The organism is Streptomyces angustmyceticus, from assembly GCF_019933235.1.
In the GTDB taxonomy this organism is placed as follows: domain Bacteria; phylum Actinomycetota; class Actinomycetes; order Streptomycetales; family Streptomycetaceae; genus Streptomyces; species Streptomyces angustmyceticus.
This window is the reverse complement of sequence record NZ_CP082945.1, coordinates 2740624-2760706: the sequence shown is the minus strand read 5'-3', so window position 1 is coordinate 2760706 and position 20083 is coordinate 2740624. Positions and strand designations below refer to the sequence as shown.

Below are 20083 nucleotides of genomic sequence, written 5' to 3'. Positions count from 1 at the left end.
TCCGGCAATTACCGATCAAAGCCGGGTCGCGCAGCCGATGCGGGGTAGGTGTGTGCTTGAGTTTGCCAAGTCGTCGTGTCGGGAAGTCGACAAACCGCTGAAGTGACCTCACTGGCTGCGGTATACCAGGTGTACGCGGGCTACAGGTGATGCGACGATGGGTCTTATGGGGGACAAGGCAAGGTTGTTGGAGACGGACCGGTTTGTGCATGCGCCCGACGACGGGCGCGAATCCGAGCTGCAGATGGACGCGATGGACGCCGCCGAGGCCGCCGACGCGTCCGATGCCGTGACCGAGTCCGGCCACCGCCGGGCTGCCGAGGCGGGCGACACCGCCGCCATGAGCGCCCTGGGGGCGATGCTGCTGCGCCGCGGTGACCTCGACGGCGCCGAGCCGCACCTGCGTTCCGCGGCCGCCGCCGGGGACCGCGCCGCGGCCAACAACCTCGGCGTGCTGCTGCACCAGCGGGGCTACGGCGACGAGGCGGCCGGCTGGTGGCGCATCGCGGCCGTCGCGGGCTCCGCCGCCGCCGCGCACGCCCTCGGGCGCCACTACCGCGAGCGGGGCGACGAGCCGGCCGCCGAGTACTGGCTGCGCCAGTCCGCCGAGTCGGGCCACTGCCTGGGCGCGTACGCCCTCGCGGACCTGCTGGAGCACCGCGGCGACATCGGCGCCGAGCGCTGGTTCCGTACGGCCGCCGAGCGCGGCCACCGCGAGGCCGCCTACCGCCTGGCCCGGCTCATCGAGGACGGCCGCGACACGGACCGGGGTGCGCTGGTCCCCGCGTACGGCGAGCTGAACCGGCAGGAGGAGGCCGAGCAGTGGTACCGGCAGGCCGCGGCGCGCGGCCACCGGCGCGCCGCGCTGCAGCTGGGCGCGCTGCTGGAGGACCGCGGCGACGTCCAGGAGGCGGGGCGCTGGTACCTGTCGGCCGCCAAGGACGGTGAGGCCCGCGCGGCCTGCGCGCTGGGCTTCCTGCTGCGCGACGCGGGGGACGAGGAGAGCGCCGCGGAGTGGTGGCGCCGGGCCGCCCAGGACGGCGATGGCAACGCTGCCAACGCGCTGGGCGCGCTGCACGCCGACCGTGGCGAACTGCAGACCGCCGAGCGCTGGTACCGCGTCGCGCTGGACGCCGGGGACGTGAACGGCGCCTACAACATCGGGCTGCTCTGCGCCGAGCAGGGCCGGGAGGGGCGCGGCGAGCAGTGGTACCGCCGGGCCGCCTACGCCGGGCACCGCGAGGCCGCCAACGCGCTCGCCATCCTGCTGCTGCAGCGCGGCGACGCCTCGGGGGCCGAGCCGTGGTTCTCCAAGGCGGCCGAGGCCGGCAGCGTGGACGCCGCGTTCAACCTCGGCATCCTGTACACCGGCCGCGGTGCGGAGCGTACGGCGCACACCTGGTACGAGCGGGCGGCCGCGGCCGGGCACACCGAGGCGGCGCTCCAGGTCGCCATCGTGCAGCTGCGGGACGGCGAACTGCAGGACGCGGAGCGGAACCTGCGCTGTGCGGCCGGCGGCGGCAGCGCCGAGGCGGCCTTCCGGCTCGCCGACCTCCTCGACCGCAGGGCGGCCGCCGCGGGCGAGGGGCGGACGGACGATGAGCGCGCGCCCGACGACGAGAGCGTGCAGTGGTACGAGCGGGCGGCGCGCCAGGGTCACCGGCGCGCCCAGGTCCGGGTTGGCATGTTCGCGGCGGCCCGCGGGGACGCCGTCGAGGCCGCCGAGTGGTACCGCGCGGCGGCCGAGGCCGGCAGCCGCAACGGCGCCTTCAACCTCGGGCTGCTGCTGGCCCGCGAGGGCAGCCTCCCCGAGGCCGCCCTGTGGTGGCAGCGCGCCGCCGAGTCCGGCCACGGCCGGGCGGCGCTGCGGCTGGCGCTGCTCGCCGCCCGGCGCGGCGCGCTCGCGGAGGCGCAGAGCTGGTGTGCGCGCGCCGTCGAGCTGGGGCCGCCGGAGGTGGCGGAGCGGGCGGCGCGGCTGCGTACGGCGCTCCAGGAGGAGCTCAGCGCGTAGCGGCGCTCCACGGTCACCCGGAAAGCCCGGGGCCGGTTCCGCAGGGACGGGCCCCGGGTGGCGCCGAAGGGATTTGCGCTGGTCGTCGGCCCGGGGTTAAGGTTGGGACAACAACGGCGCGGGGTGGAGCAGCTCGGTAGCTCGCTGGGCTCATAACCCAGAGGTCGCAGGTTCAAATCCTGTCCCCGCTACTGCACGACGAAGGCCCGGATTCCATGGGAGTCCGGGCCTTCGTCATGTCTATCGCCGCAGCCGGTGGCCGACGGCCTCGGCGTACAGGCCGCGGTCGACGAGCCGGTCCTCCGGCAGGGGCGCGCCCTGGGTGACGCCGCTGTCCCGGTAGGCCCGCTGGAGCCGGGCCGCGGTGCCCTTCCTGATCTCCCAGTCCATCCGCAGCGACGGCACCGAGGCGAGGGTCTTCGCGTCGGTCCTCAGCAGCCTCGCGAGCTCGGCGACGAACGCCCCGTCGGCCTTGTAGTCGCCGGCGAAGTACGTGTTGACCGTGCGGATGTAGGCCCGCAGGAAGGCGACGCCGGCGTCCGGGTCCCGCTGGAGGAGGTTCGGGCCGTACAGGGCGCCGCCGAGCGGCTCGCCCCGGGGCTGGCCGCCGAGGAAGGCGTACTCGGGATTGCCGTCGACCCGGCGCCAGACCGGGTCGAGCAGCCAGGCGGAGTCCACCCCGCCGCCGGTCAGGGCGGTCAGCACGTCGGCGGAGCCGAGCTGCTGGAAGGCGACGGAGCGCAGGTCGGCGCCGTGCCCGGCGAAGGCGGTGGCCATCGGGTACATGATCACGGAGCCCTTGCCGATCATGGTGCCCAGCCGTGTTCCCCGCAGGGAGACCGACGAGGCGCTCTCGCCGTCCTTCAGGCGCGCCCACAGGCCGCTCCTGGAGCCGGGGCCGGGGGAGAAGTTGCCGGCCACCCAGCGGATGTCGAAGCCACCGTTGACGCCGCCGACGACCGCGGCCTCGGGGGCCGCCCACAGCGCGTCCAGCTCGCCCTTGGCCAGCAGCGGCAGCGCGTCCGGGGTGGGCAGCACCTTCAGGCGGACGTCCAGGCCCTCCTTGCGGAACTCGCCCCTGGCCAGGGCCAGCCGCAGCGGGGCCACGTACTCGGCGCCGAGCGTGCCGGTGGCGACGGTGAGCGTGCGGCGCTTCGCGAGCGGGCGCGGGGCCGGGGCGCCCTTGGCGCAGCGCGCCGGGGCGCGGTCCGGTGCGAGGTCGGCGGGGTCGGTCCAGGAGCCCTTGCCGCAGCCCGCCACGGGCCGGACGGTGCGGGGACCGGCGGCGGGCGCGCCGTCCTCGGGGGCGGCGGAGCAGCCCGCGCCCAGGGCGAGTGCGGTCAGGAGCGCGGCGACGGTGGTGCGGGGGCGCATGGGACCTCCGTACGGGGCGGCGAGCGGACGGGGCGGTGCGGCGGGTCAGCTCCCGGAGCGGCCGCGGTCGCGGGGCGCCCAGGGGGTGAGGAGGCGCCCGGCCAGCCGCACCAGCTCGGAGAAGAGCACGCCGAGGACGGCCACGCAGACGATGCCGACGCACATCACGTCGTTCTGGAACAGGGCGCGGGAGTCGAAGATCAGATGACCGAGGCCGTCGGTGGCGGCGATCTGTTCCGAGGCGACGATGACCAGCACGGCCACGCCCGCGGCGATCCGGGCGCCCACCAGGACGGCGGGCAGCGAGGCGGGCAGCAGGACGTGCCGGAACATCTGCCAGGGGCTCGCGCCGAACACCCGGCCGGCGTCGCGGTGCCCGGAGGGGATCGCCAGCACCGCGGCCATGGTGGAGATCCAGACGAAGAAGAAGACGGTCGCGGCGACGAGGGCGACCTGCGGCCCCTCGCCGAGCCCGAACATGTTGAGGAAGACCGGCAGCAGGGCGAGCTTGGGGACCACGTACAGGGCGTCCAGGAGGGGTTCGAGGGCGGCCCGTACGAGGGGCAGCGAGCCCATCAGCAGCCCCAGGAGGTAGCCGGCGACGGTGCCCAGGGCGTAGCCGGCCAGAACGCGCCGCACGGTGGCCGCCACGTCCGGCCACAGGTCGCCGGCCAGGGCGCGGTCCCATCCGTCGGCCAGGATCGTGGACGGCGCGGGGTAGACGCGGGCGTCGATCCAGGCCAGTCCTGCGGCCAGTTGCCACAGCAGGACGAGCAGCAGCGGGACGGCGACGGCGAGGGAGAGCTCCAGGGCGCGCCGGCGGCGGTGGGTGCGCCGGGGCCGCAGTTCCGCGGGGCCGGGGCGGCGGACGAGGAGGCGGTCGGCCGCGGCGTCGCCGTCCTCGGGGCCGGGCGGGCGGAGGGCGGCGGTCATGCGGAGACCGCCCCGTTCGGGGCGGGGCGCACGGCGGCGCCGTCGACCTCGCCGCGCAGCAGCTGCCACAGCTCGGCCTTCAGGGCGGTGCAGGCGGGGGTGTCCCGGACGGCGCCGGTACGGGGGCGGCCGAACGGCGGGCGGCGTTCGGCGATGATCCGGCCGGGCCGGGCGGACATCACCAGGACCCGGTCGCCGAGCACCAGGGCCTCTTCGAGGCTGTGGGTGACGAAGAGAGTGGTGGTGCGGGTGGTCTGGGTGAGGCCGAGCAGCTCGTCCTGGAGGAGGGTGCGCAGCTGGGCGTCGAGGGCCGCGAAGGGCTCGTCCATCAGCAGCAGACCGGGCTCCACGGCGAGCGCGCGGGCGAGGGCGACGCGCTGGCGCATGCCGCCGGAGAGCGTGGCCGGGTAGGCGCCGGCGAAGTCGGCCAGTCCCATCCGGGCGAGCCAGGTGCGGGCCCGTTCGTCGGCCTCCTTACGGGGCACGCGCTGGATGTCCAGGCCGAAGCGGACGTTGGCCAGCACCGTCTTCCAGTCGTAGATGCCGTAGTCCTGGAAGATCATCGAGGTCGGCCGGCCGGCGTGCGTCCGGATCTCCAGCTCGCCCTCGCCGGGCCGCAGCAGGCCGGCGGCGATCCGCAGCAGGGTCGACTTCCCGCAGCCGGAGGGGCCGACGAGACAGACGAACTCGCCCGGTGCGAGGTCGAGGTCCAGGGGGCCGAGGGCGGCCAGCGCCGCGCTGCCGCGGCCGAACGAACGGGCCAGGGCGCGGGCGCGCAGGGCCGGCGGCCGGTCGGGCGGGCGGTGCGCTGCGGGCGGCGGGTGCGGCTCTCCCACGGGGTGCTCCTTGCGGAGTGCGGACAGGGTGCCGCCGTGGTGCGGGTTCCGGGACCGGTCGGGGCCGGTGGCCGGAAGACGCGGCGCGCCGACGATATGACGGGTTGTCAGATTTGGGCAAGGGGCGTGCGGGTACGCGTGCGGCGGGGAGGTCCGGCGGCGCGACGAAGGGGGTGGCCGGTGAGCGGGCAGGGCACGCGAAGGAGCCCGCGGCCGGACGGGCGCGGGCTGGGGGAGGTGTACGGCGTGACGCGGTGCGGGAGCGGCCCGGAGGCGGGTCGGCCCACTCCGCCGTCAGGACGGGACGCTGCAGGCGGGGCAGATGCCCCGGTAGGTCACGGTGACCTCGGAGACCTGGAAGCCGTAGCGCTCCGGCTCGGGCAGCGCGGAGAGCGGGTCGCCCTGGACGTGGACGTCGCGGATCGTGCCGCACCGCGAGCAGACCAGGTGCTGGTGGTCGTGGTGGGCGTTGGGGTCGTACCGCTTGGCCCGGCCGTCCGTGCTCACCTCGAGCACCTCGCCGAGCGAGACCAGCTCGCCGAGGGTGTTGTAGACCGTGGCGCGCGAGATCTCCGGGAGCCGCTCGGATGCCCGCGCGTGCACCTCGTCGGCGGTGTAGTGGACGTGGTCCCCGTCGAGGACCTCGGCGACCACGCGTCGCTGCGCGGTCAGCCGCCAGCCGCGCCCTCGGAGCCGTTGCAGCAGGTCACTCATGCCAATCACCTATCAGTCAGATAGACCCAGCGTAGCAGTGGGCCGTCCATCACCGGATCGCGTACGAAGTTCGGGTCCTTCTTGACTTAGACATTGTCCAATGTAGGATCGGGACCGGCGCAAGCCCAGGGCAGGTGGAGAAAATCTTTCAGGAGGCGCACGTGTCGGTAGAGAGCACCACCGGACCGCTGACCACGGAGTCCGGCGCACCGGTCGGAGACAACCAGAACAGCGAGACGGCCGGCATCGGCGGTCCCGGCCTCATCCAGGACCAGCTCCTGATCGAGAAGCTCGCGCACTTCAACCGCGAGCGCATCCCGGAGCGCATCGTGCACGCCCGTGGCGCCGGTGCGTACGGCACCTTCACGGTGACCGCCGACGTGAGCCGCTACACCCGCGCCGCGTTCCTCTCCGAGGTCGGCAAGCAGACCGAGACCTTCCTGCGGTTCTCGACCGTCGCGGGCAACCTCGGGTCCGCCGACGCGGTGCGCGACCCGCGCGGCTTCGCGCTGAAGTTCTACACCGAGGAGGGCAATTACGACCTCGTCGGCAACAACACCCCGGTGTTCTTCATCAAGGACGCCCTCAAGTTCCCCGACTTCATCCACACCCAGAAGCGCGACCCGTACACCGGCTCGCAGGAGGCGGACAACGTCTGGGACTTCTGGGGCCTGTCGCCCGAGTCCACCCACCAGGTCACCTGGCTGTTCGGCGACCGCGGCATCCCGGCGTCCTACCGCCACATGAACGGCTACGGCTCGCACACCTTCCAGTGGAACAACGAGGCCGGCGAGGTCTTCTGGGTCAAGTACCACTTCAAGACCGACCAGGGCATCAAGAACCTCACCCAGTCCGAGGCCGACAAGCTCGCCGGCGAGGACGCCGACAGCCACCAGCGCGACCTGCGGGAGTCCATCGAGCGCGGCGAGTTCCCGAGCTGGACCGTGCAGGTGCAGATCATGCCCGCGGCCGAGGCGGCCGCATACCGCTTCAACCCGTTCGACCTGACCAAGGTCTGGCCGCACGAGGACTACCCGCCGATCGAGATCGGCAAGCTGGAGCTCAACCGCAACCCGCAGAACATCTTCGCCGAGGTCGAGCAGTCGGTCTTCTCCCCGCACCACTTCGTGCCGGGCATCGGGCCGTCCCCCGACAAGATGCTCCAGGGCCGCCTCTTCGCGTACGGCGACGCGCACCGCTACCGCGTCGGCATCAACGCCGACCACCTCCCGGTGAACCGCCCGCACGCCACCGAGGCGCGCACCCACGGCCGGGACGGCGTGATGTACGACGGCCGGCACGCCGGTCAGAAGAACTACGAGCCCAACAGCTTCGGCGGTCCCAGTGAGACCGGCCGCCCGCTGTGGCAGCCCGCCGCCGTGACCGGCGCCACCGGCGAGCAGGCCGCGCCCTCGCACGCCGAGGACGACGACTTCGGCCAGGCCGGCACCCTCTACCGCCTGATGGCGGAGGACGAGAAGGAGCGCCTGATCGGCAACCTGGCGGGCTTCATCGCCCAGGTCTCCCGCGACGACATCGCCCAGCGCGCGATAGAGAACTTCCGCAAGGCGGACGCGGACTACGGCAAGCGACTGGAGGCCGCGGTCCAGGCCCTGCGCGGCTGAGTGGCACCCCTTTGCGGCTAAACCGCCGCCGCTCTCGCGGAGGTGGTGGAGCGCCGTGGGGGTTGCGCAATCGTCGCTGCCGTATAAAAGCGAAGAGGCCGGATGCCATGGGGCTCCGGCCTCTTCGTGTGTGTGGCTCCGGGGTGTTGGGGGGCGGAGCCGGGGTGCGTCAGGCCGGTACGGCGTCGGCCCGCTCGGTGGCGGTCCGTTCCGTGGTGGTCGACCAGCAGCGGATGATGTCGCGTACGGACACCACGCCGACCGGTTCATGGTCGTTGAGCACGATCAGATGGCGGAAGCCGCCGCGCACCATGGCGTCCGCGGCATCGTCGAGGGTCCAGTCCGGAGCGGCGAAGACCACGTCCGAGGTGGTGTGGGTCTGGGCGGTCTCCCGGTCGGGGTTCTCGCCCGCGCCGAGGGAGTTGAGGATGTCGCGCTCGGTGAGGATGCCGATGCCGCTGTTGTCGTTGTCGAGGACCACGGCCGCGCCGATACGGCGGGCCGCCATCAGCTGCGCCGCCTGACGGAGCGTGTGGGCGGGCCCGATGGTGAGGACCACCGTGCTCATGGCGTCTTTGACGTGCATGGGCATGGAGTGGAGCCACCTCCTTGGTGAATGTGCCTTGCGAAAGGATTCACAAGTTCACAAAGTGGGGGATTCTCATGTTCACATGCCTGTGCCGATGCAACAAGGGGCAACTGCGGGACGGGTGTCCGAATACCCGCCCCGTCGCAGGTCAGCGGGGGGAGTCGCCCAGATATCCGAGCAGATCCTCGTGCAGCAGGCCGTTGGAGGCCGCCGCGTTGCCGCTGTGCGGGCCCGGCTTGCCGTCGAGGCCGGTGAACTGTCCGCCGGCCTCCTTGACGACCACCGCGCACGCCGCCATGTCCCACAGCGAGAGCTCCGGCTCCGCGCAGATGTCCACCGAGCCCTCGGCGATCATCATGTACGGCCAGAAGTCCCCGTAGCCGCGGGTGCGCCAGCAGTCCCGGCTCAGGTCGAGGAAGCCGGGCAGCTTGTCGCGCTCCTCCCAGCCGGTCAGCGAGGAGTAGGCGAAGGAGGCGTCCTGGATGCGGCCGACCTGCGAGACCCGCAGCCGGGTCGCGGAGGTCAGGCTGCGGCCCGTGAAGGCCCCCAGGCCGTCGGCGGCCCACCAGCGGCGGTTGAGCGCCGGTGCGGAGACGATGCCGACCACCGGGCGGTCACCGCCCTCGCCGCGCTCCATCAGCGCGATCAGCGTCGCCCAGACCGGCACCCCGCGGACGTAGTTCTTCGTGCCGTCGATCGGGTCGATGATCCAGCGCCGCGGCCCCGTGCCCTCGCTGCCGAACTCCTCGCCGAGCACCGCGTCCCGGGGCCGGGCCCGCTGGAGCTGGCCCCGGATGAGCTCCTCGGCGGCCTTGTCCGCCTCGCTCACCGGCGTCATGTCCGGTTTGGTCTCGACCTTGAGGTCGAGTGCCTTGAAGCGCTCCATGGTGGCGGCGTCCGCGGCGTCCGCGAGGACATGGCCGAGGCGAAGATCATCGTGATAGTCGGGCATGTGCGAACAGTATCGACTGGTATACGCCGGAGCCACACGGCCATGCGCCGCCGGGCGTGTGACAGCCCGGGGCCCGCGGCGGGCGGGTGCGTGACGGCCCTTGACAGCATCTGGTGCCGCGTCAATTCTGTGCGCACACCGGCCGCCTGGGCCGGGTCCGGGGAGGCAACGGATGCCCGCAGCGCGTGAGTCCCTGCTCGATGCCGCCTATACGGCGCTGACGCGGCGCGCCTGGGCGGCCGTACGGATGGTCGATGTCGCGGCCGCCGCCGGGGTCTCCCGGCAGACGCTCTACAACGAGTTCGGCAGCAAGGAGGGGCTGGCCCGCGCCCTGGTCCGCCGGGAGACCGAGAGCTACCTCGCCGGCGTGGCCCGGGCGCTGTCCCGGGGCGCGGCTGCCGCCGGGACGCGGGGCGACGCGGCGGGCCGGATGGTGGCCGCGGCCGCCTGGACCCTGCGCACCGCCCGCGCCAACCCCCTGGTCAGGGCGGCGCTGACCGGCTGCTGGGGCGACCGGCTGCCGCCCCCGGCACCCTCGCCCGCCGTCACGTCCGGGGCCGTCCCGGCCGGAACCGCTGTTGCCCGGCCCGGCCTCCCCGACCGGCGAGCCGCGGCGCGGGCCGAGGCGCCGCTGCCGGGCCCCGCGGAGCTCGTCGGCCGCTTCTGCGACCAGGCGGTCGCGGCGCTGGAGCCCGACTGGCCCGCGGAGGAGCTGCCCGCCCTGGGCGCCGTTTGCGAGACCGCGGCCCGGCTGACCCTGGCCTGTGTCGTCGCCCCGCCGGCCCCCGCCGCGGCCCAGGCCCCCGGACGCCTGCCGGCGCAGCGCACGCGCGGGGAGCTGGAGACGGAGGCGGTGGCCCGGCTCGTACGGGGCGCCTTCGCCCGGGTCCCGGCCGGTGCGCCGCCGGGCGAGCGGGGGTGACGGGGCGTGACGGGGTGCGGTGGACGGGCTTTTCCGGCGCACGAGTTGACGGCCGCCCGTCCGCACGGGCGCCCCGGCCCGCACCCGCCGCCCCGTCCCTCGTCCGCCCCGTCCGCCCGGCCCGCACGGCCGGGTGCCGGGCGGCGCCGCGGGTCAGTGTGCCGAGCCCGACAGCTGCAGTCCGACCACGCCGACGATGACCAGGGTGATGGAGACGATCTTGAGGGTGGAGACCAGGTCGCCGAGGAAGACCATGCCGTAGATGGCCGTACCGGCCGCGCCGATGCCGGTCCACACCGCGTACGCCGGGCCGACGTCGAGCTTGCGCAGCGCCAGCGTCAGCAGGCCGAAGCTGCCGAGGGCGAAGGCCGCGAAGGCGATGGTGGGGAAGAGGCGGGTGAAGCCGTGCGAGAGCTTGAGGCAGACCGCGAAGCCGGTCTCCAGGATCCCCGCCACCACCACCAGCAGCCACGCCATCCCATTGCCTCCGTCAGCTGGGCCTGTCCTCCGTGGGCCCCGACGGGACATCACCACGACTCGTCCGGGCCCCGTCCGGGCGACCGGTTCCTGGTGGATCACGTCGCCGGGCTCGGTGCGAAGATGCATTTACCCCGGACGGCGGCAGCAAACGTCGTCGGTCAGTCGCCCTCGCGCCGTTCGCGGGTGGCCAGCAGGCGGCGCAGGGAGTAGAGACGGGCCGGATCGGCGTGGCCGTCGGTGACCCATGCGTCCAGCGCGCAGTCCGGTTCGTCGTGGCTGCAGGCACGCGGGCAGCCCGCGGTGCCGGGCTCCAGGTCCGGGAAGGCGTGGATGACCCGCGAGGGGTCGACGTGGTGCAGCCCGAAGGACCGTACTCCCGGGGTGTCGATGACCCAGCCCGAGTCGTCCGGCAGCGGGAGCGCCAGCGCGGAGGTGGTGGTGTGCCGACCGCGGCCGGTGACGGCGTTGACATGGCCGATGGCCCGGCGGCGCTCCGGGACCAGCGAGTTGACCAGGGTGGTCTTGCCCACCCCGGAGTGCCCGACGAAGGCCGTCATACGGCCCGTCAGCGCGGCCCGCACCCGCTCGGCGGCGCTGCCGTCGGCGAGTTCGTCGCGGTTGGTGACGAGGTAGGGGACGCCGAGCGCGCCGTAGGACTCCAACAGGGTGTCCGCGGACGCCAGATCCGACTTCGTCAGCACCAGCAGCGGGTCGAGGCCCGCGTCGTAGGCGGCGACCAGGCAGCGGTCGATGAGCCGGGGGCGGGGCTCGGGGTCGGCGAGCGCGGTGACGATCGCGAGCTGGTCGGCGTTGGCGACGACGACCCGCTCGAACGGGTCGTCGTCGTCGGCCGTACGGCGCAGTGTCGAGGTCCGCGGCTCGACCCGGACGATCCGGGCGAGGGTGTCCTTGGTGCCGGTCAGGTCGCCGACGACGGCGACCCGGTCACCGACCACCGCGCTCTTGCGGCCCAGTTCGCGGGCCTTCATGGCGGTGACCGTGCGGCCGTCGATGAGGCAGGTCAGACGGCCGCGGTCGACGGTCAGGACCAGGCCCTCGCCGGCGTCCTCGTGCTTGGGGCGGATGTTGGTGCGGGGCCGGTTGCCCTTGGGGTTGGGGCGGACGCGGATGTCGTCCTCGTCGGGGTTCTTTCCGTAGCGGCGCATGGCGGACCCCCCTCAGACTCTCCGGGAGGCGACGGACGCCGGGTCGAGCATGTCCGTCCACATCGCGGGGAAGTCGGGCAGGGTCTTGGCGGTGGTGGCGACGTTCTCCACCTCCACTCCGTCGACCGCCAGGCCGATGACCGCCGCGGCGGTGGCCAGCCGGTGGTCCTCGTAGGTGTGGAAGATCCCGCCGTGCAGGGGGCGCGGGCGGATGTGCAGTCCGTCCGCGGTCTCGGTCACATCGCCGCCGAGTTCGTTGAGTTCCTTGGTGAGCGCGGCCAGCCGGTCGGTCTCGTGCAGCCGCAGGTGCGCCACCCCGCGCAGGGTGGAGGGCGAGTCGGCCAGGGCGGCGACCGCGGCGATGCCCGGGGTCAGCTCGCCGACCTCGCTCAGGTCCACGTCGATGCCGTGGATCCGGCCGCTGCCGGTGAAGGTCAGGCCGCGGTCGGTCAGCTCGCAGGAACCGCCCATGGCCGTGAAGATCTCGCGCAGCGCGTCACCGGGCTGGGTGGTGTGCTCGGGCCAGTCGGGGATGGTGACCCGGCCGCCGGTGATCAGCGCCGCGGCCAGGAACGGCTGGGCGTTGGACAGATCCGGCTCGACGACCAGATCGCGGCCGAGCAGGGCGCCGGGGGTGACCCGCCAGACGTTCGGCTCGCCGCCCGCCTCGGGGGTGTCCACCTGCGCGCCGACGCTGCGCAGCATGTCGACCGTCATCCGGATGTGCGGCATGGAGGGCAGCGCCGCGCCCACGTGCCGGACCTCGACGCCCTGGTTGAAGCGCGGCGCGGACAGCAGCAGGGCGCTGACGAACTGCGAGGACGAGGAGGCGTCGATCTCGACCGGGCCGCCGTCCAGGCCGCCGCTGCCGAGGACCGTCATGGGCAGCGCGCCGCGGTTGTCGTCGTCGATCCGGGCGCCCAGGGCGCGCAGCGCGTCGATCACGCCGCCGAGCGGGCGCTCGTAGGAGCGGGGGTCGCCGTCGAAGCGGATCGGGCCGTCGGCGAGCGCGGCGACCGGGGGGAGGAAGCGCATGACCGTGCCGGCGTTGCCGACGTCGATGGTGGCCGGGCCGTGCAGACCCGACGGGATGATCCGCCAGGCCTCGCCGCCGCCGGTCCCCGCGGCGGCGCCGGCGGAGCTGGAGGACGCGGTCTCCTCGATGCCGACGCCCAGGGTGCGCAGCGCCTCGGCCATCAGGAGCGTGTCCCGGGAGCGCAGCGGGCGGCGCAGCCAGCCCGGTTCGGAGGAGAGGGCGGCCAGGACCAGGCCGCGGTTGGTGACCGATTTGGAGCCGGGCACGGTGACGGTGGCATCGACGGCCCCGGCGGCGAGGGGGGCGGGCCAGAGGGCGGGATGTGCGGGGCTCTCGGTCATGCCCCTTACTTTAATGGCTGGGCAGGGGTGCCGATCTTGATCAAAAGTGGCGCGACGGTGCCGGAACGTGGCGGTGCCGGTGCGCCCGGCCGCCGGGAGCGGGCCGACGGCGCGCACCCCGGGCGTGGCGGTGGGCGAACCGGCCGCGGCCCGGGGCCGCGGGCGTCACAGGCCGAGCAGCCAGCGTCCGCCGCCGATCAGCGAGCACAGCGTCACCACATGGAAGAGGCCGAGCCAGAGGGCCGCGGGGACATGGGTCAGGCGCGCCAGCTGGTCCGGGTCGGAGTCCACGGCCCCGCCGCGGCGCCGCTTGCCCATCAGCTCGAACGGCGGCCGCACCCCGCCCAGCAGCAGGAACCACACCACGACATAGGCGAACGCCGCCTGCACCTGGGCCGTCGTCAGCCAGGACACCAGCACGAAGGCGGCGCCGGTCAGCACCACCGTGAGCACGCCGTAGGCGTTGCGGATCATGACCAGCATCGCCAGCAGCAGGACGGTCGCGCCCCACAGCAGCGCCGTGATGTGCCCCGCGGCGAGCAGCGCGGCGCCCGCGAGGCCCAGCAGGGACGGCGCGGTGTAGCCCGCCGCCGCGGTCAGGATCATGCCGAGGCCGGTCGGCTTGCCGCGCGAGACGGTCAGGCCCGAGGTGTCCGAGTGCAGCCGGATCCCGTCCAGGCGGCGGCCGGTGAGCAGGGCGATCAGGCCGTGCCCGCCCTCGTGGGCGATGGTGACGGCGTTCCGCGACAGCCGCCAGGCGGTGTGCGGGACGACGGCGCCCAGCGCGAGCACCGCCGTGATGATCACCAGCCAGAGCGACGGGGCGGGCTGGGTCCCGAAGACGCGGCTCCATATGTCCGTGAGGTGGTCGGTGTCCATGTCTCCCCTTCGTGTGGCATGGCAGTGTGGCATGCATGTGCGGTAGGTATGCAGCGAGCCGTCGGCCCGAGGAACTGGTGGGGACCTTCGGCGTGCGGCAGTGGGAGCCGGCGGAGACCCTGGCGCCCAGCTGGAACGTGGCGCCGACGGACCGGGTGCACGCGGTGCTCGAACGCCCTCTCAAGGGCGCGGCGGCCGGCGCCCACCCGGCCGGCGGCCCGGTGCGCCAGCTGCGGCCGCTGAAGTGGGGCCTGGTCCCGTCGTGGTCGAAGTCACCCGAGGCCGCCGCGAAGATGATCAATGCGCGGGCCGAGACGGTGCACGAGAAGCCGTCCTACCGGCAGGCCTTCGCCACCCGCCGCTGCCTGCTGCCCGGCGACGGGTACTTCGAGTGGGTCACCGACGCCGCCGAGCGGCAGCTGGAGGAGCAGGGCAGGAAGAAGCGGCCCCGCAAGCAGCCGTACTTCGTCACGCCCGCGGACGGCTCGGTGATGGCGATGGCCGGGCTGTACGAGTTCTGGCGCGACCGGACGCTGCCCGGGGACCATCCCGGGGCCTGGTGGGTGACGTGCACGGTCGTCACGACGGAGGCCGAGACCACCCCGCTGGCCGGGGCCGACGGCGGCGACGGGCCGCAGTCGCTGGCCGACATCCACCCCCGGATGCCGCTGGTGCTGACCCCGGACCGCTGGGACGCCTGGCTCGACCCGTCGCGCACCGACCCCGACGAGGTGCGCGGCCTGCTGACGCCGCCGCCGGCCGGACTGCTGCGCGCCCACCCCGTCCCCACCGGCGTCAGCAACGTCCGCAACAACGGACCCGAGCTGGTCGCCGAGCTCGACGGCCCCGAGCTGGGCACGCTGTTCTGACCCGGCGCGGGCGCCCGGCCCCGGGCCGCCGGGCCGCCGGGCCGCGGTGACCCGCAGGACGCGGCACGGGGCAGGATGGGCGTATGAGCACTGGGGCGATGGAGACCGAGACGGTCGGGACACCCGCGGGCGACGCCCGGATCACCTGGCACCGCCACGCCACACCGGCGCGGGCCGTGGTGGCCGTGAGCCACGGCGCCGGCGGCGGCATCGAGGCACGCGACCTGAGGGCCCTGGCGGCCGCGCTGCCCGCCCGCGGGTACACCGTGGCGCTGGTCGAGCAGCCGTGGCGGGTGGCGGGCAAGAAGCTGGCGCCCGCGCCGAAGACCCTGGACGCCGGCTGGACCGCGCTGTGGCCCGCGCTGGAGAAGCCGGGGCTGCCGGTGGTCGCCGGCGGCCGCAGCGCCGGCGCCCGGGTGGCCTGCCGTACGGCGCGCGACCTGGGGGCGCGGGCCGTACTGGCGCTCAGCTTCCCGCTGCACCCGCCGGGCCGGCCGGAGAAGTCCCGGGCGGACGAGCTGACCGGCGCCGGGGTGCCGACGCTGGTCGTCCAGGGCGGCCGGGATCCGTTCGGACGGCCCGAGGAGTTCCCGCCGGGCACGGAGATCGCCGAGGTGGCGCACGGCGACCACGGCTTCGCGGTGCCCAAGAAGGCGGGCGTCGGCGAGGCGGAGTCGATGGCCGGGCTCACGGACGCGGTGGCCGTCTGGCTGGACGGGATGTTCGGCTGACGGATGGCGGCCCGGGGCGGAGATTGCCGGAGTGGCAAGTGGGTTTGCCGCTGCAATGGCCCTTTCCTGCCTGCTGCCCGCCGTACCGGAGGAGGGGCGCGGGACGGCCGTGGCGAAGAGGTGCGCGGCCCGGCGCTCCCCGCGGCCCGTCCTCGTCCGCGGGCGCCGGGAATGCCGCGCCGGGTGCGGCTGTTGTGCCATGCGTAGTACTCGAGTACGTCCGGTGAAGCACGAGGAATGGGAGTCCGCCGCATGGGAATCGCTTGCCCGGCCCGCCCGGCCGCCGACCTGCCGTGGTCGCAGATGCAGGTGACGCAGCCCGCCCTGGCTGGAGCGGCGGCGGCACCGGATCGTCGTCTATTCTCCGAATCGGGTGGGTCCGCATCCGGATCCAGGACGGTGTTGGAGGAGGTGGGTCCGGTCACCGGTACCGACGCAGGGACCGACGGCACGGCCGAGGAGAAGGCCCCGGAGAGCGCGGCCGAGCGCAACGCGCGCTTCGAACGGGACGCGCTGACCTTCCTGGACCAGATGTACTCCGCCGCGCTGCGCATGACGCGCAACCCGGCCGACGCGGAGGACCTGGTGCAGGAGACCTATGCCAAGGCGTACGCGTCCTTCCACCAGTTCCGGGAGGGCACCAACCTCAAGGCGTGGCTCTACCGCATCCTCACCAACACCTTCATCAACTCCTACCGCAAGAAGCAGCGGGAGCCGCAGCGCAGTGCCGCCGAGGAGATCGAGGACTGGCAGCTGGCGCGCGCCGAGTCGCACATGTCGACCGGTCTGCGCTCCGCCGAGTCGCAGGCGCTCGACCACCTCCCCGACTCCGACGTGAAGGCCGCGCTCCAGGAGATTCCCGAGGAATTCCGCATCGCGGTCTACCTCGCGGATGTCGAGGGGTTTGCCTACAAGGAGATCGCGGACATCATGGGGACACCCATCGGCACGGTGATGTCCCGTCTGCACCGCGGCCGGCGCCAACTGCGCGGCATGCTCGAGGACTACGCCCGTGAGCGCGGGCTGGTCCCGGCGGGGGCGGCGACGGCGGACCCGCAGTCCGCGCGCACGACGGAGTCGCACGACCGGAAAGGCTCAGGATCATGAGCTGCGGAGACCCGCACGAGAAGGACTGCTCAGAGGTCCTCGACCACCTCTACGAGTATCTCGACCGCGAGATGCCCGAGGGTGAGTGCGCAGACTTCCAGGTGCATCTCGACGAGTGCTCGCCGTGCCTGGAGAAGTACGGCCTGGAGCAGGCGGTCAAGAAGCTCGTCAAGCGCTGCTGCGGCCATGACGACGTCCCCAGTGACCTGCGCTCCAAGGTCCTGGGCCGGATCGACCTCATCCGGGCCGGCGAGACCGTGCCCGAGGTGAGCGTGCTCGAACAGGCCAAGAAGGAACAGGCCCAGCGCGAACAGGCGGCAGCCGAGGAGGGGACCGGTACGCCCGAGGCGACCGGATCCCCCGAGGCACGGAACGAGACCGCCCGCGCCGAATAAGGCGGCACATCACCCTAAGGGGTGAGGGGCGGGGCGATTCGTCCCGCCCGATCCGCTGATGCACCTTCCCCGGCGCCCCGGCGCCTCTATTCTCACCGGACCCCGGCGCTCTGCGCAGGCAGTGCGCGGGCCCTTCCGCTCCGCAAGAGCGGGCGGAGAGCGGTGGGCATGCTGAGGAGGGCGCGATGCGGGAACTTCCGGTGGCCGCGCGGTGGTATATCGGCGGCACCGCCCTTGGCGCGGCGCTGTGCGCCGCCCCGGCGTTCCGCCTCGGCGCCGCCGCCCCCTGGAGCAGCCTGCTGGCCCTGGCCGCCCTGTACGCGCTGTGCGAACACCTGCACCGCTGCCCGCTGGTGGGCGGCCGCATACCGTACGGCGCGGGTGCCGCCGGCACGTCCGGGGGCTCGCTCACCGGCTGGGCCAGCCCCGTCCTGCTCGCCGGGGTCTTCCTGCTGCCGCCGCCGCTGGCCGCGCTGATCGCCGTCCCCGGGGCGCTGACGGGAGCGGCGAAGGCGCCCTCGGCCGGCGCCCGCAGGCTCTGGCACGCCGTCGAGCCGGCACTGGCCTGCTGCGCGGCCGCCGAGGTCTTCCGCGTCCTCGGCCACCACCCGCTGTCCGCACCGCAGTTCCCCGACCTGCTGCTGCCGGCCGCGGCCGCCGCCCTCACCTTCGGCGCGGTGCTCGTGGCACTGGAGGGCGGGGTGCTGGCCGCCGCCGAACGGCACCCGCCGCGCACCGCCTGGCGCGGCGCGCTGCCCCGTTCGCTGGCTCCGCAGCTGGTGCACGGCCTGGCCGGGCTGATGATGGCGGTGCTGTGGCGCAGCGCGTACGGGCCGACCGCCGCCCTGCTGGTGCTGCTGCCGATGTGCCTGTCCTGCTGGGTGTTCGCGCAGTACCACCGCGAACGCACCGCCCACCAGGCCACCATCCGCGCCCTCGTGCAGGCCGTCGACATCAAGGACCGCTACACCCGCGGGCACAGCGAGCGGGTCGGGCGGGCCTCGGTGATGATCGCCCGGGAGCTGGGCATGACCGAGGACCGGGTGGAGGTGCTGCGGTTCGCCGGCATCCTGCACGACGTCGGCAAACTCGGCGTCCCCACCCGGCTGTTGCGCAAGGACGGGCCGCTGACGCCGCAGGAGCGCCGGGTCATCGAGCTGCACCCCGAGTACGGCCACGAGATCGTGCGCGGCATCGGCTTCCTGGGGGAGGCGCGGGCGGCGATCCTGCACCACCACGAGCGGCTGGACGGGCGCGGCTACCCCTACGGCCTGATGGGTCATCACATTCCGGAGTGCGCACGGCTGGTGGCGGTCGCGGACGCCTTCGACGCGATGACCTCGACCCGCTCCTACCGCCGGGCCCGGCCGGTCCCGGTGGCCCTGGAGGAGCTGCGCCGGTGCGCCGGGGCGCAGTTCGACCCGCGGATGGTCCGGGCGCTGGCGGCGTCGCTCGACCGGTACGGCTGGCAGCCGGACCTGGTCACGGCGGCGGACCCGGAGCCCGGGACGGCCGGGGAAGAGCCGGGGGACGGCGCCGCACCGGGCGCGGACGCGACGCCGGAGACCGGGCAGCCGGCCGGCGGGCGGACGCCGGACCGGGGGCCCGCGCGGCACCGTGAGGCCGCCGCGCGGGACGGCGCGCGATGAGCGGCGCCCCCGAGCGGCCCCGGCCGGGCCCGCGGCCGGGGAGGCGGGCGGCACCCGCCGGCGCCGGGCCGCCCGCCGCACGGGGCGGCGCCGTGATCGCCGCGGTCTACGCCCCGGCGGCCGCGCTGGCGTGCTTCTCGCTCGGCCACACGCTCTGGGAGGGCCTGGCCGAGCCCGGGGTCGCGCTGGCCTTCGGGCTCCTGATCGCCGTGGGCGAGCTGGCGGGCCGGGGGCCCGCGCCGGCGGCCGGCGGGCGGACGCGGGGGGAGCGCGAGGGCGCCCCGCTCGGCGCGGCCGGCGCCCTCGCGTACGCCCTGCTCGGCGCGGTCGGCGGGCTGCCGACGACCCATGGCGTCGCGCAGACCGTGGCCGTGGCCCTGGCGGCGGGGCTGGTCGGGCTGGTCCCGCAGGTCGCCCGCGGCCGGGGACCGGCCCTCGACCACCTCGCCCGCCGGATGCTGACCACCGGCTTCGCCGCCACCTGCTTCCAGCCCCTCCACCACACCGGGACCCCGGGCGGCTGGACGGCAGCGGGCCCGCTCCACCCGCTGTTCCTGACCGGCCTGATGGCGCTGACCGCGCTGTGCGACGCGGTGCTGGCGGCCGCGCTCGCCCGCGCCCGCACCGGCTGGCCGTACGGGCCGCTGCTGCGCGACGAGTTGCGGGCGCTGCCCGGCATCGGCTCGGCGATCTGTGCCACCGGAGTGGTGATCTCGCTGGCCACCGCGGTCGCCGGGCTGTGGGCGCTGCCGGTCTGCTGCCTGCCGCTGCTGCTGACCCAGTTCGCCTTCCGCCGGTTCGCCGCCGTGCGCACCACCTACCGCCAGACCATCGCCTCGCTGGCCCGCTCCACCGAGATCGCCGGCTACACCCCGCACGGCCACGCCCGCCGGGTGGCCGCGCTCAGCCGCGCCGTGGGCCGCGAACTCGGGCTGAACGAACCGGACCTGGACGTGCTCGAATACGCCGCGCTGATGCACGACATCGGCCAGCTCTCGCTGCTGGACCCGGTACCGGCCGGCGCCACCGCGCCGCTGCCGCCCGACCGGCAGCGCCGGATCGCGCTGCTGGGCGGCGCGGTGGTCCGGCAGACCGGGGTCCCCGCCGAGGTCGCGGTGATCGTCGAGCGGCAGGCCGACCCGTACCGGGACCAGCCGGTCACGGCGCGCATCGTGCGCACGGTCAACGCCTACGACGATCTGGCGGGGGAGTCGGCGGGGCCCGGCGGTTCGCTGCGCGCCCTGGAGCGGCTGCGGCTGGCCACCGCGCGCGACCACGAGCCCCGGGTCGTCGAGGCGCTGGCCCGGGTCCTGGCGTGCGGCGGCCGGGCGGTGTGAGATGCGCGACTGCCGCGGTGACGGGGGCCGGGCGGTGCCCGGCCTTCCGGCGTACGCCGCCCCGCACCGGAGGCCCCGGTAGGGCGGGAAGCGGGCCGGGGCCGGTCACCGCCCGCCCCGCGGCGCCGTACGCCCCG

Annotated in this window: 19 protein-coding genes and 1 tRNA gene; 10 read left to right on the top strand and 10 right to left on the bottom strand. The window is 74.5% G+C overall.

Annotated features, from left to right (window positions below; all coding sequences use genetic code 11):
* Window positions 1-157 precede the first annotated feature (157 nt).
* Both K7396_RS12400 and K7396_RS12395 read left to right on the top strand, forming a co-directional pair.
* Window positions 158-2011, top strand: a complete 1854-nt coding sequence (locus tag K7396_RS12400; protein WP_174886910.1) for a tetratricopeptide repeat protein — start codon at window positions 158-160, stop codon at window positions 2009-2011.
* 117 nt (window positions 2012-2128) lie between these two features.
* A tRNA-Met gene (locus tag K7396_RS12395) sits at window positions 2129-2202 on the top strand.
* Between the two features lie 49 nt (window positions 2203-2251).
* On the opposite strand, the gene K7396_RS12390 is transcribed toward K7396_RS12395, so the two are convergent.
* The 4 genes from K7396_RS12390 to K7396_RS12375 all read right to left on the bottom strand — a co-directional run bounded on the left by K7396_RS12390 (window position 2252) and on the right by K7396_RS12375 (window position 5868).
* The gene (locus tag K7396_RS12390) at window positions 2252-3385 is read right to left on the bottom strand and encodes an ABC transporter substrate-binding protein (protein ID WP_086716813.1); all 1134 of its coding nucleotides are present in this window, start codon (window positions 3383-3385) and stop codon (window positions 2252-2254) included.
* A 45-nt stretch (window positions 3386-3430) separates the two neighbouring features.
* Entirely contained in the window at window positions 3431-4318 is an 888-nt protein-coding gene (locus K7396_RS12385; RefSeq protein ID WP_086716812.1) for an ABC transporter permease, read from the bottom strand.
* Window positions 4315-5154, bottom strand: coding sequence for an ABC transporter ATP-binding protein (locus K7396_RS12380; RefSeq protein WP_174886911.1), 840 nt, complete (start codon window positions 5152-5154; stop codon window positions 4315-4317). Before K7396_RS12380 ends, K7396_RS12385 begins: the two co-directional genes overlap by 4 nt.
* 294 nt (window positions 5155-5448) lie before the next feature.
* Entirely contained in the window at window positions 5449-5868 is a 420-nt protein-coding gene (locus K7396_RS12375; protein ID WP_086716811.1) for a Fur family transcriptional regulator, read from the bottom strand.
* Window positions 5869-6011: 143 nt separating this feature from the next.
* Here K7396_RS12375 and K7396_RS12370 point away from each other — a divergent pair, with 143 nt between their 5' ends.
* Window positions 6012-7493, top strand: a complete 1482-nt coding sequence (locus tag K7396_RS12370; RefSeq protein ID WP_174886920.1) for a catalase — start codon at window positions 6012-6014, stop codon at window positions 7491-7493.
* A 169-nt stretch (window positions 7494-7662) separates the two neighbouring features.
* On the opposite strand, the gene K7396_RS12365 is transcribed toward K7396_RS12370, so the two are convergent.
* Both K7396_RS12365 and hisN read right to left on the bottom strand, forming a co-directional pair.
* On the bottom strand, window positions 7663-8079 hold the full coding sequence (locus K7396_RS12365) for a CBS domain-containing protein (protein ID WP_086716809.1): 417 nt from the start codon (window positions 8077-8079) through the stop codon (window positions 7663-7665).
* A 151-nt stretch (window positions 8080-8230) separates the two neighbouring features.
* On the bottom strand, window positions 8231-9034 hold the full coding sequence (hisN, locus tag K7396_RS12360) for a histidinol-phosphatase (RefSeq protein ID WP_086716808.1): 804 nt from the start codon (window positions 9032-9034) through the stop codon (window positions 8231-8233).
* Window positions 9035-9206: 172 nt separating this feature from the next.
* Here hisN and K7396_RS12355 point away from each other — a divergent pair, with 172 nt between their 5' ends.
* Window positions 9207-9956 carry a TetR/AcrR family transcriptional regulator gene (locus K7396_RS12355; RefSeq protein ID WP_086716807.1) on the top strand — a complete coding sequence of 250 codons (750 nt, stop codon included), beginning with the start codon at window positions 9207-9209 and terminating at the stop codon, window positions 9954-9956.
* A gap of 153 nt (window positions 9957-10109) precedes the next feature.
* Here the strand turns inward: K7396_RS12355 and K7396_RS12350 are convergent, their stop codons facing one another.
* The 4 genes from K7396_RS12350 to K7396_RS12335 all read right to left on the bottom strand — a co-directional run bounded on the left by K7396_RS12350 (window position 10110) and on the right by K7396_RS12335 (window position 13858).
* Entirely contained in the window at window positions 10110-10433 is a 324-nt protein-coding gene (locus K7396_RS12350; protein ID WP_086716806.1) for a DMT family transporter, read from the bottom strand.
* A gap of 161 nt (window positions 10434-10594) precedes the next feature.
* Window positions 10595-11602 carry a ribosome small subunit-dependent GTPase A gene (gene rsgA, locus K7396_RS12345; RefSeq protein WP_086716805.1) on the bottom strand — a complete coding sequence of 336 codons (1008 nt, stop codon included), beginning with the start codon at window positions 11600-11602 and terminating at the stop codon, window positions 10595-10597.
* Between the two features lie 12 nt (window positions 11603-11614).
* On the bottom strand, window positions 11615-12979 hold the full coding sequence (gene aroA, locus K7396_RS12340; RefSeq protein ID WP_086716804.1) for a 3-phosphoshikimate 1-carboxyvinyltransferase: 1365 nt from the start codon (window positions 12977-12979) through the stop codon (window positions 11615-11617).
* 165 nt (window positions 12980-13144) lie between these two features.
* Window positions 13145-13858, bottom strand: coding sequence for a M50 family metallopeptidase (locus K7396_RS12335; RefSeq protein WP_086716803.1), 714 nt, complete (start codon window positions 13856-13858; stop codon window positions 13145-13147).
* Between the two features lie 35 nt (window positions 13859-13893).
* Here K7396_RS12335 and K7396_RS12330 point away from each other — a divergent pair, with 35 nt between their 5' ends.
* From K7396_RS12330 to K7396_RS12305, 6 genes are all read left to right on the top strand, one after another.
* The gene (locus K7396_RS12330) at window positions 13894-14727 is read left to right on the top strand and encodes an SOS response-associated peptidase (protein WP_086716802.1); all 834 of its coding nucleotides are present in this window, start codon (window positions 13894-13896) and stop codon (window positions 14725-14727) included.
* Between the two features lie 98 nt (window positions 14728-14825).
* Window positions 14826-15458 (top strand): alpha/beta hydrolase family protein, encoded by a 633-nt coding sequence (locus tag K7396_RS12325; protein ID WP_086716801.1) that lies wholly within the window; start codon window positions 14826-14828, stop codon window positions 15456-15458.
* A gap of 411 nt (window positions 15459-15869) precedes the next feature.
* Entirely contained in the window at window positions 15870-16565 is a 696-nt protein-coding gene (locus tag K7396_RS12320; protein ID WP_208629100.1) for a sigma-70 family RNA polymerase sigma factor, read from the top strand.
* Window positions 16562-16960 (top strand): mycothiol system anti-sigma-R factor, encoded by a 399-nt coding sequence (gene rsrA, locus K7396_RS12315; protein WP_086716799.1) that lies wholly within the window; start codon window positions 16562-16564, stop codon window positions 16958-16960. Before K7396_RS12320 ends, rsrA begins: the two co-directional genes overlap by 4 nt.
* A gap of 185 nt (window positions 16961-17145) precedes the next feature.
* Window positions 17146-18609: an HD-GYP domain-containing protein gene (locus K7396_RS12310; protein ID WP_086716798.1), complete on the top strand. Its 1464-nt coding sequence runs from the start codon at window positions 17146-17148 to the stop codon at window positions 18607-18609.
* A complete protein-coding gene (locus K7396_RS12305; RefSeq protein WP_086716797.1) occupies window positions 18606-19946 on the top strand; it encodes an HD-GYP domain-containing protein in 1341 nt (446 codons plus the stop codon). The genes K7396_RS12310 and K7396_RS12305 overlap by 4 nt, the downstream gene beginning before the upstream one ends.
* Window positions 19947-20083 lie beyond the last annotated feature (137 nt).

Bases quoted from the DNA above. Each gene is read 5' to 3' on its own strand.
- K7396_RS12400 (WP_174886910.1), top strand. From the start codon at position 158: ATGGGTCTTATGGGGGACAAGGCAAGGTTGTTGGAGACGGACCGGTTT.
- K7396_RS12390 (WP_086716813.1), bottom strand. From the start codon at position 3,385: ATGCGCCCCCGCACCACCGTCGCCGCGCTCCTGACCGCACTCGCCCTG.
- K7396_RS12385 (WP_086716812.1), bottom strand. From the start codon at position 4,318: ATGACCGCCGCCCTCCGCCCGCCCGGCCCCGAGGACGGCGACGCCGCG.
- K7396_RS12375 (WP_086716811.1), bottom strand. From the start codon at position 5,868: ATGAGTGACCTGCTGCAACGGCTCCGAGGGCGCGGCTGGCGGCTGACC.
- K7396_RS12365 (WP_086716809.1), bottom strand. From the start codon at position 8,079: ATGCACGTCAAAGACGCCATGAGCACGGTGGTCCTCACCATCGGGCCC.
- hisN (WP_086716808.1), bottom strand. From the start codon at position 9,034: ATGCCCGACTATCACGATGATCTTCGCCTCGGCCATGTCCTCGCGGAC.
- K7396_RS12355 (WP_086716807.1), top strand. From the start codon at position 9,207: ATGCCCGCAGCGCGTGAGTCCCTGCTCGATGCCGCCTATACGGCGCTG.
- K7396_RS12350 (WP_086716806.1), bottom strand. From the start codon at position 10,433: ATGGCGTGGCTGCTGGTGGTGGTGGCGGGGATCCTGGAGACCGGCTTC.
- rsgA (WP_086716805.1), bottom strand. From the start codon at position 11,602: ATGCGCCGCTACGGAAAGAACCCCGACGAGGACGACATCCGCGTCCGC.
- aroA (WP_086716804.1), bottom strand. From the start codon at position 12,979: ATGACCGAGAGCCCCGCACATCCCGCCCTCTGGCCCGCCCCCCTCGCC.
- K7396_RS12335 (WP_086716803.1), bottom strand. From the start codon at position 13,858: ATGGACACCGACCACCTCACGGACATATGGAGCCGCGTCTTCGGGACC.
- K7396_RS12330 (WP_086716802.1), top strand. From the start codon at position 13,894: ATGTGCGGTAGGTATGCAGCGAGCCGTCGGCCCGAGGAACTGGTGGGG.
- K7396_RS12325 (WP_086716801.1), top strand. From the start codon at position 14,826: ATGGAGACCGAGACGGTCGGGACACCCGCGGGCGACGCCCGGATCACC.
- rsrA (WP_086716799.1), top strand. From the start codon at position 16,562: ATGAGCTGCGGAGACCCGCACGAGAAGGACTGCTCAGAGGTCCTCGAC.
- K7396_RS12310 (WP_086716798.1), top strand. From the start codon at position 17,146: ATGCGGGAACTTCCGGTGGCCGCGCGGTGGTATATCGGCGGCACCGCC.
- K7396_RS12305 (WP_086716797.1), top strand. From the start codon at position 18,606: ATGAGCGGCGCCCCCGAGCGGCCCCGGCCGGGCCCGCGGCCGGGGAGG.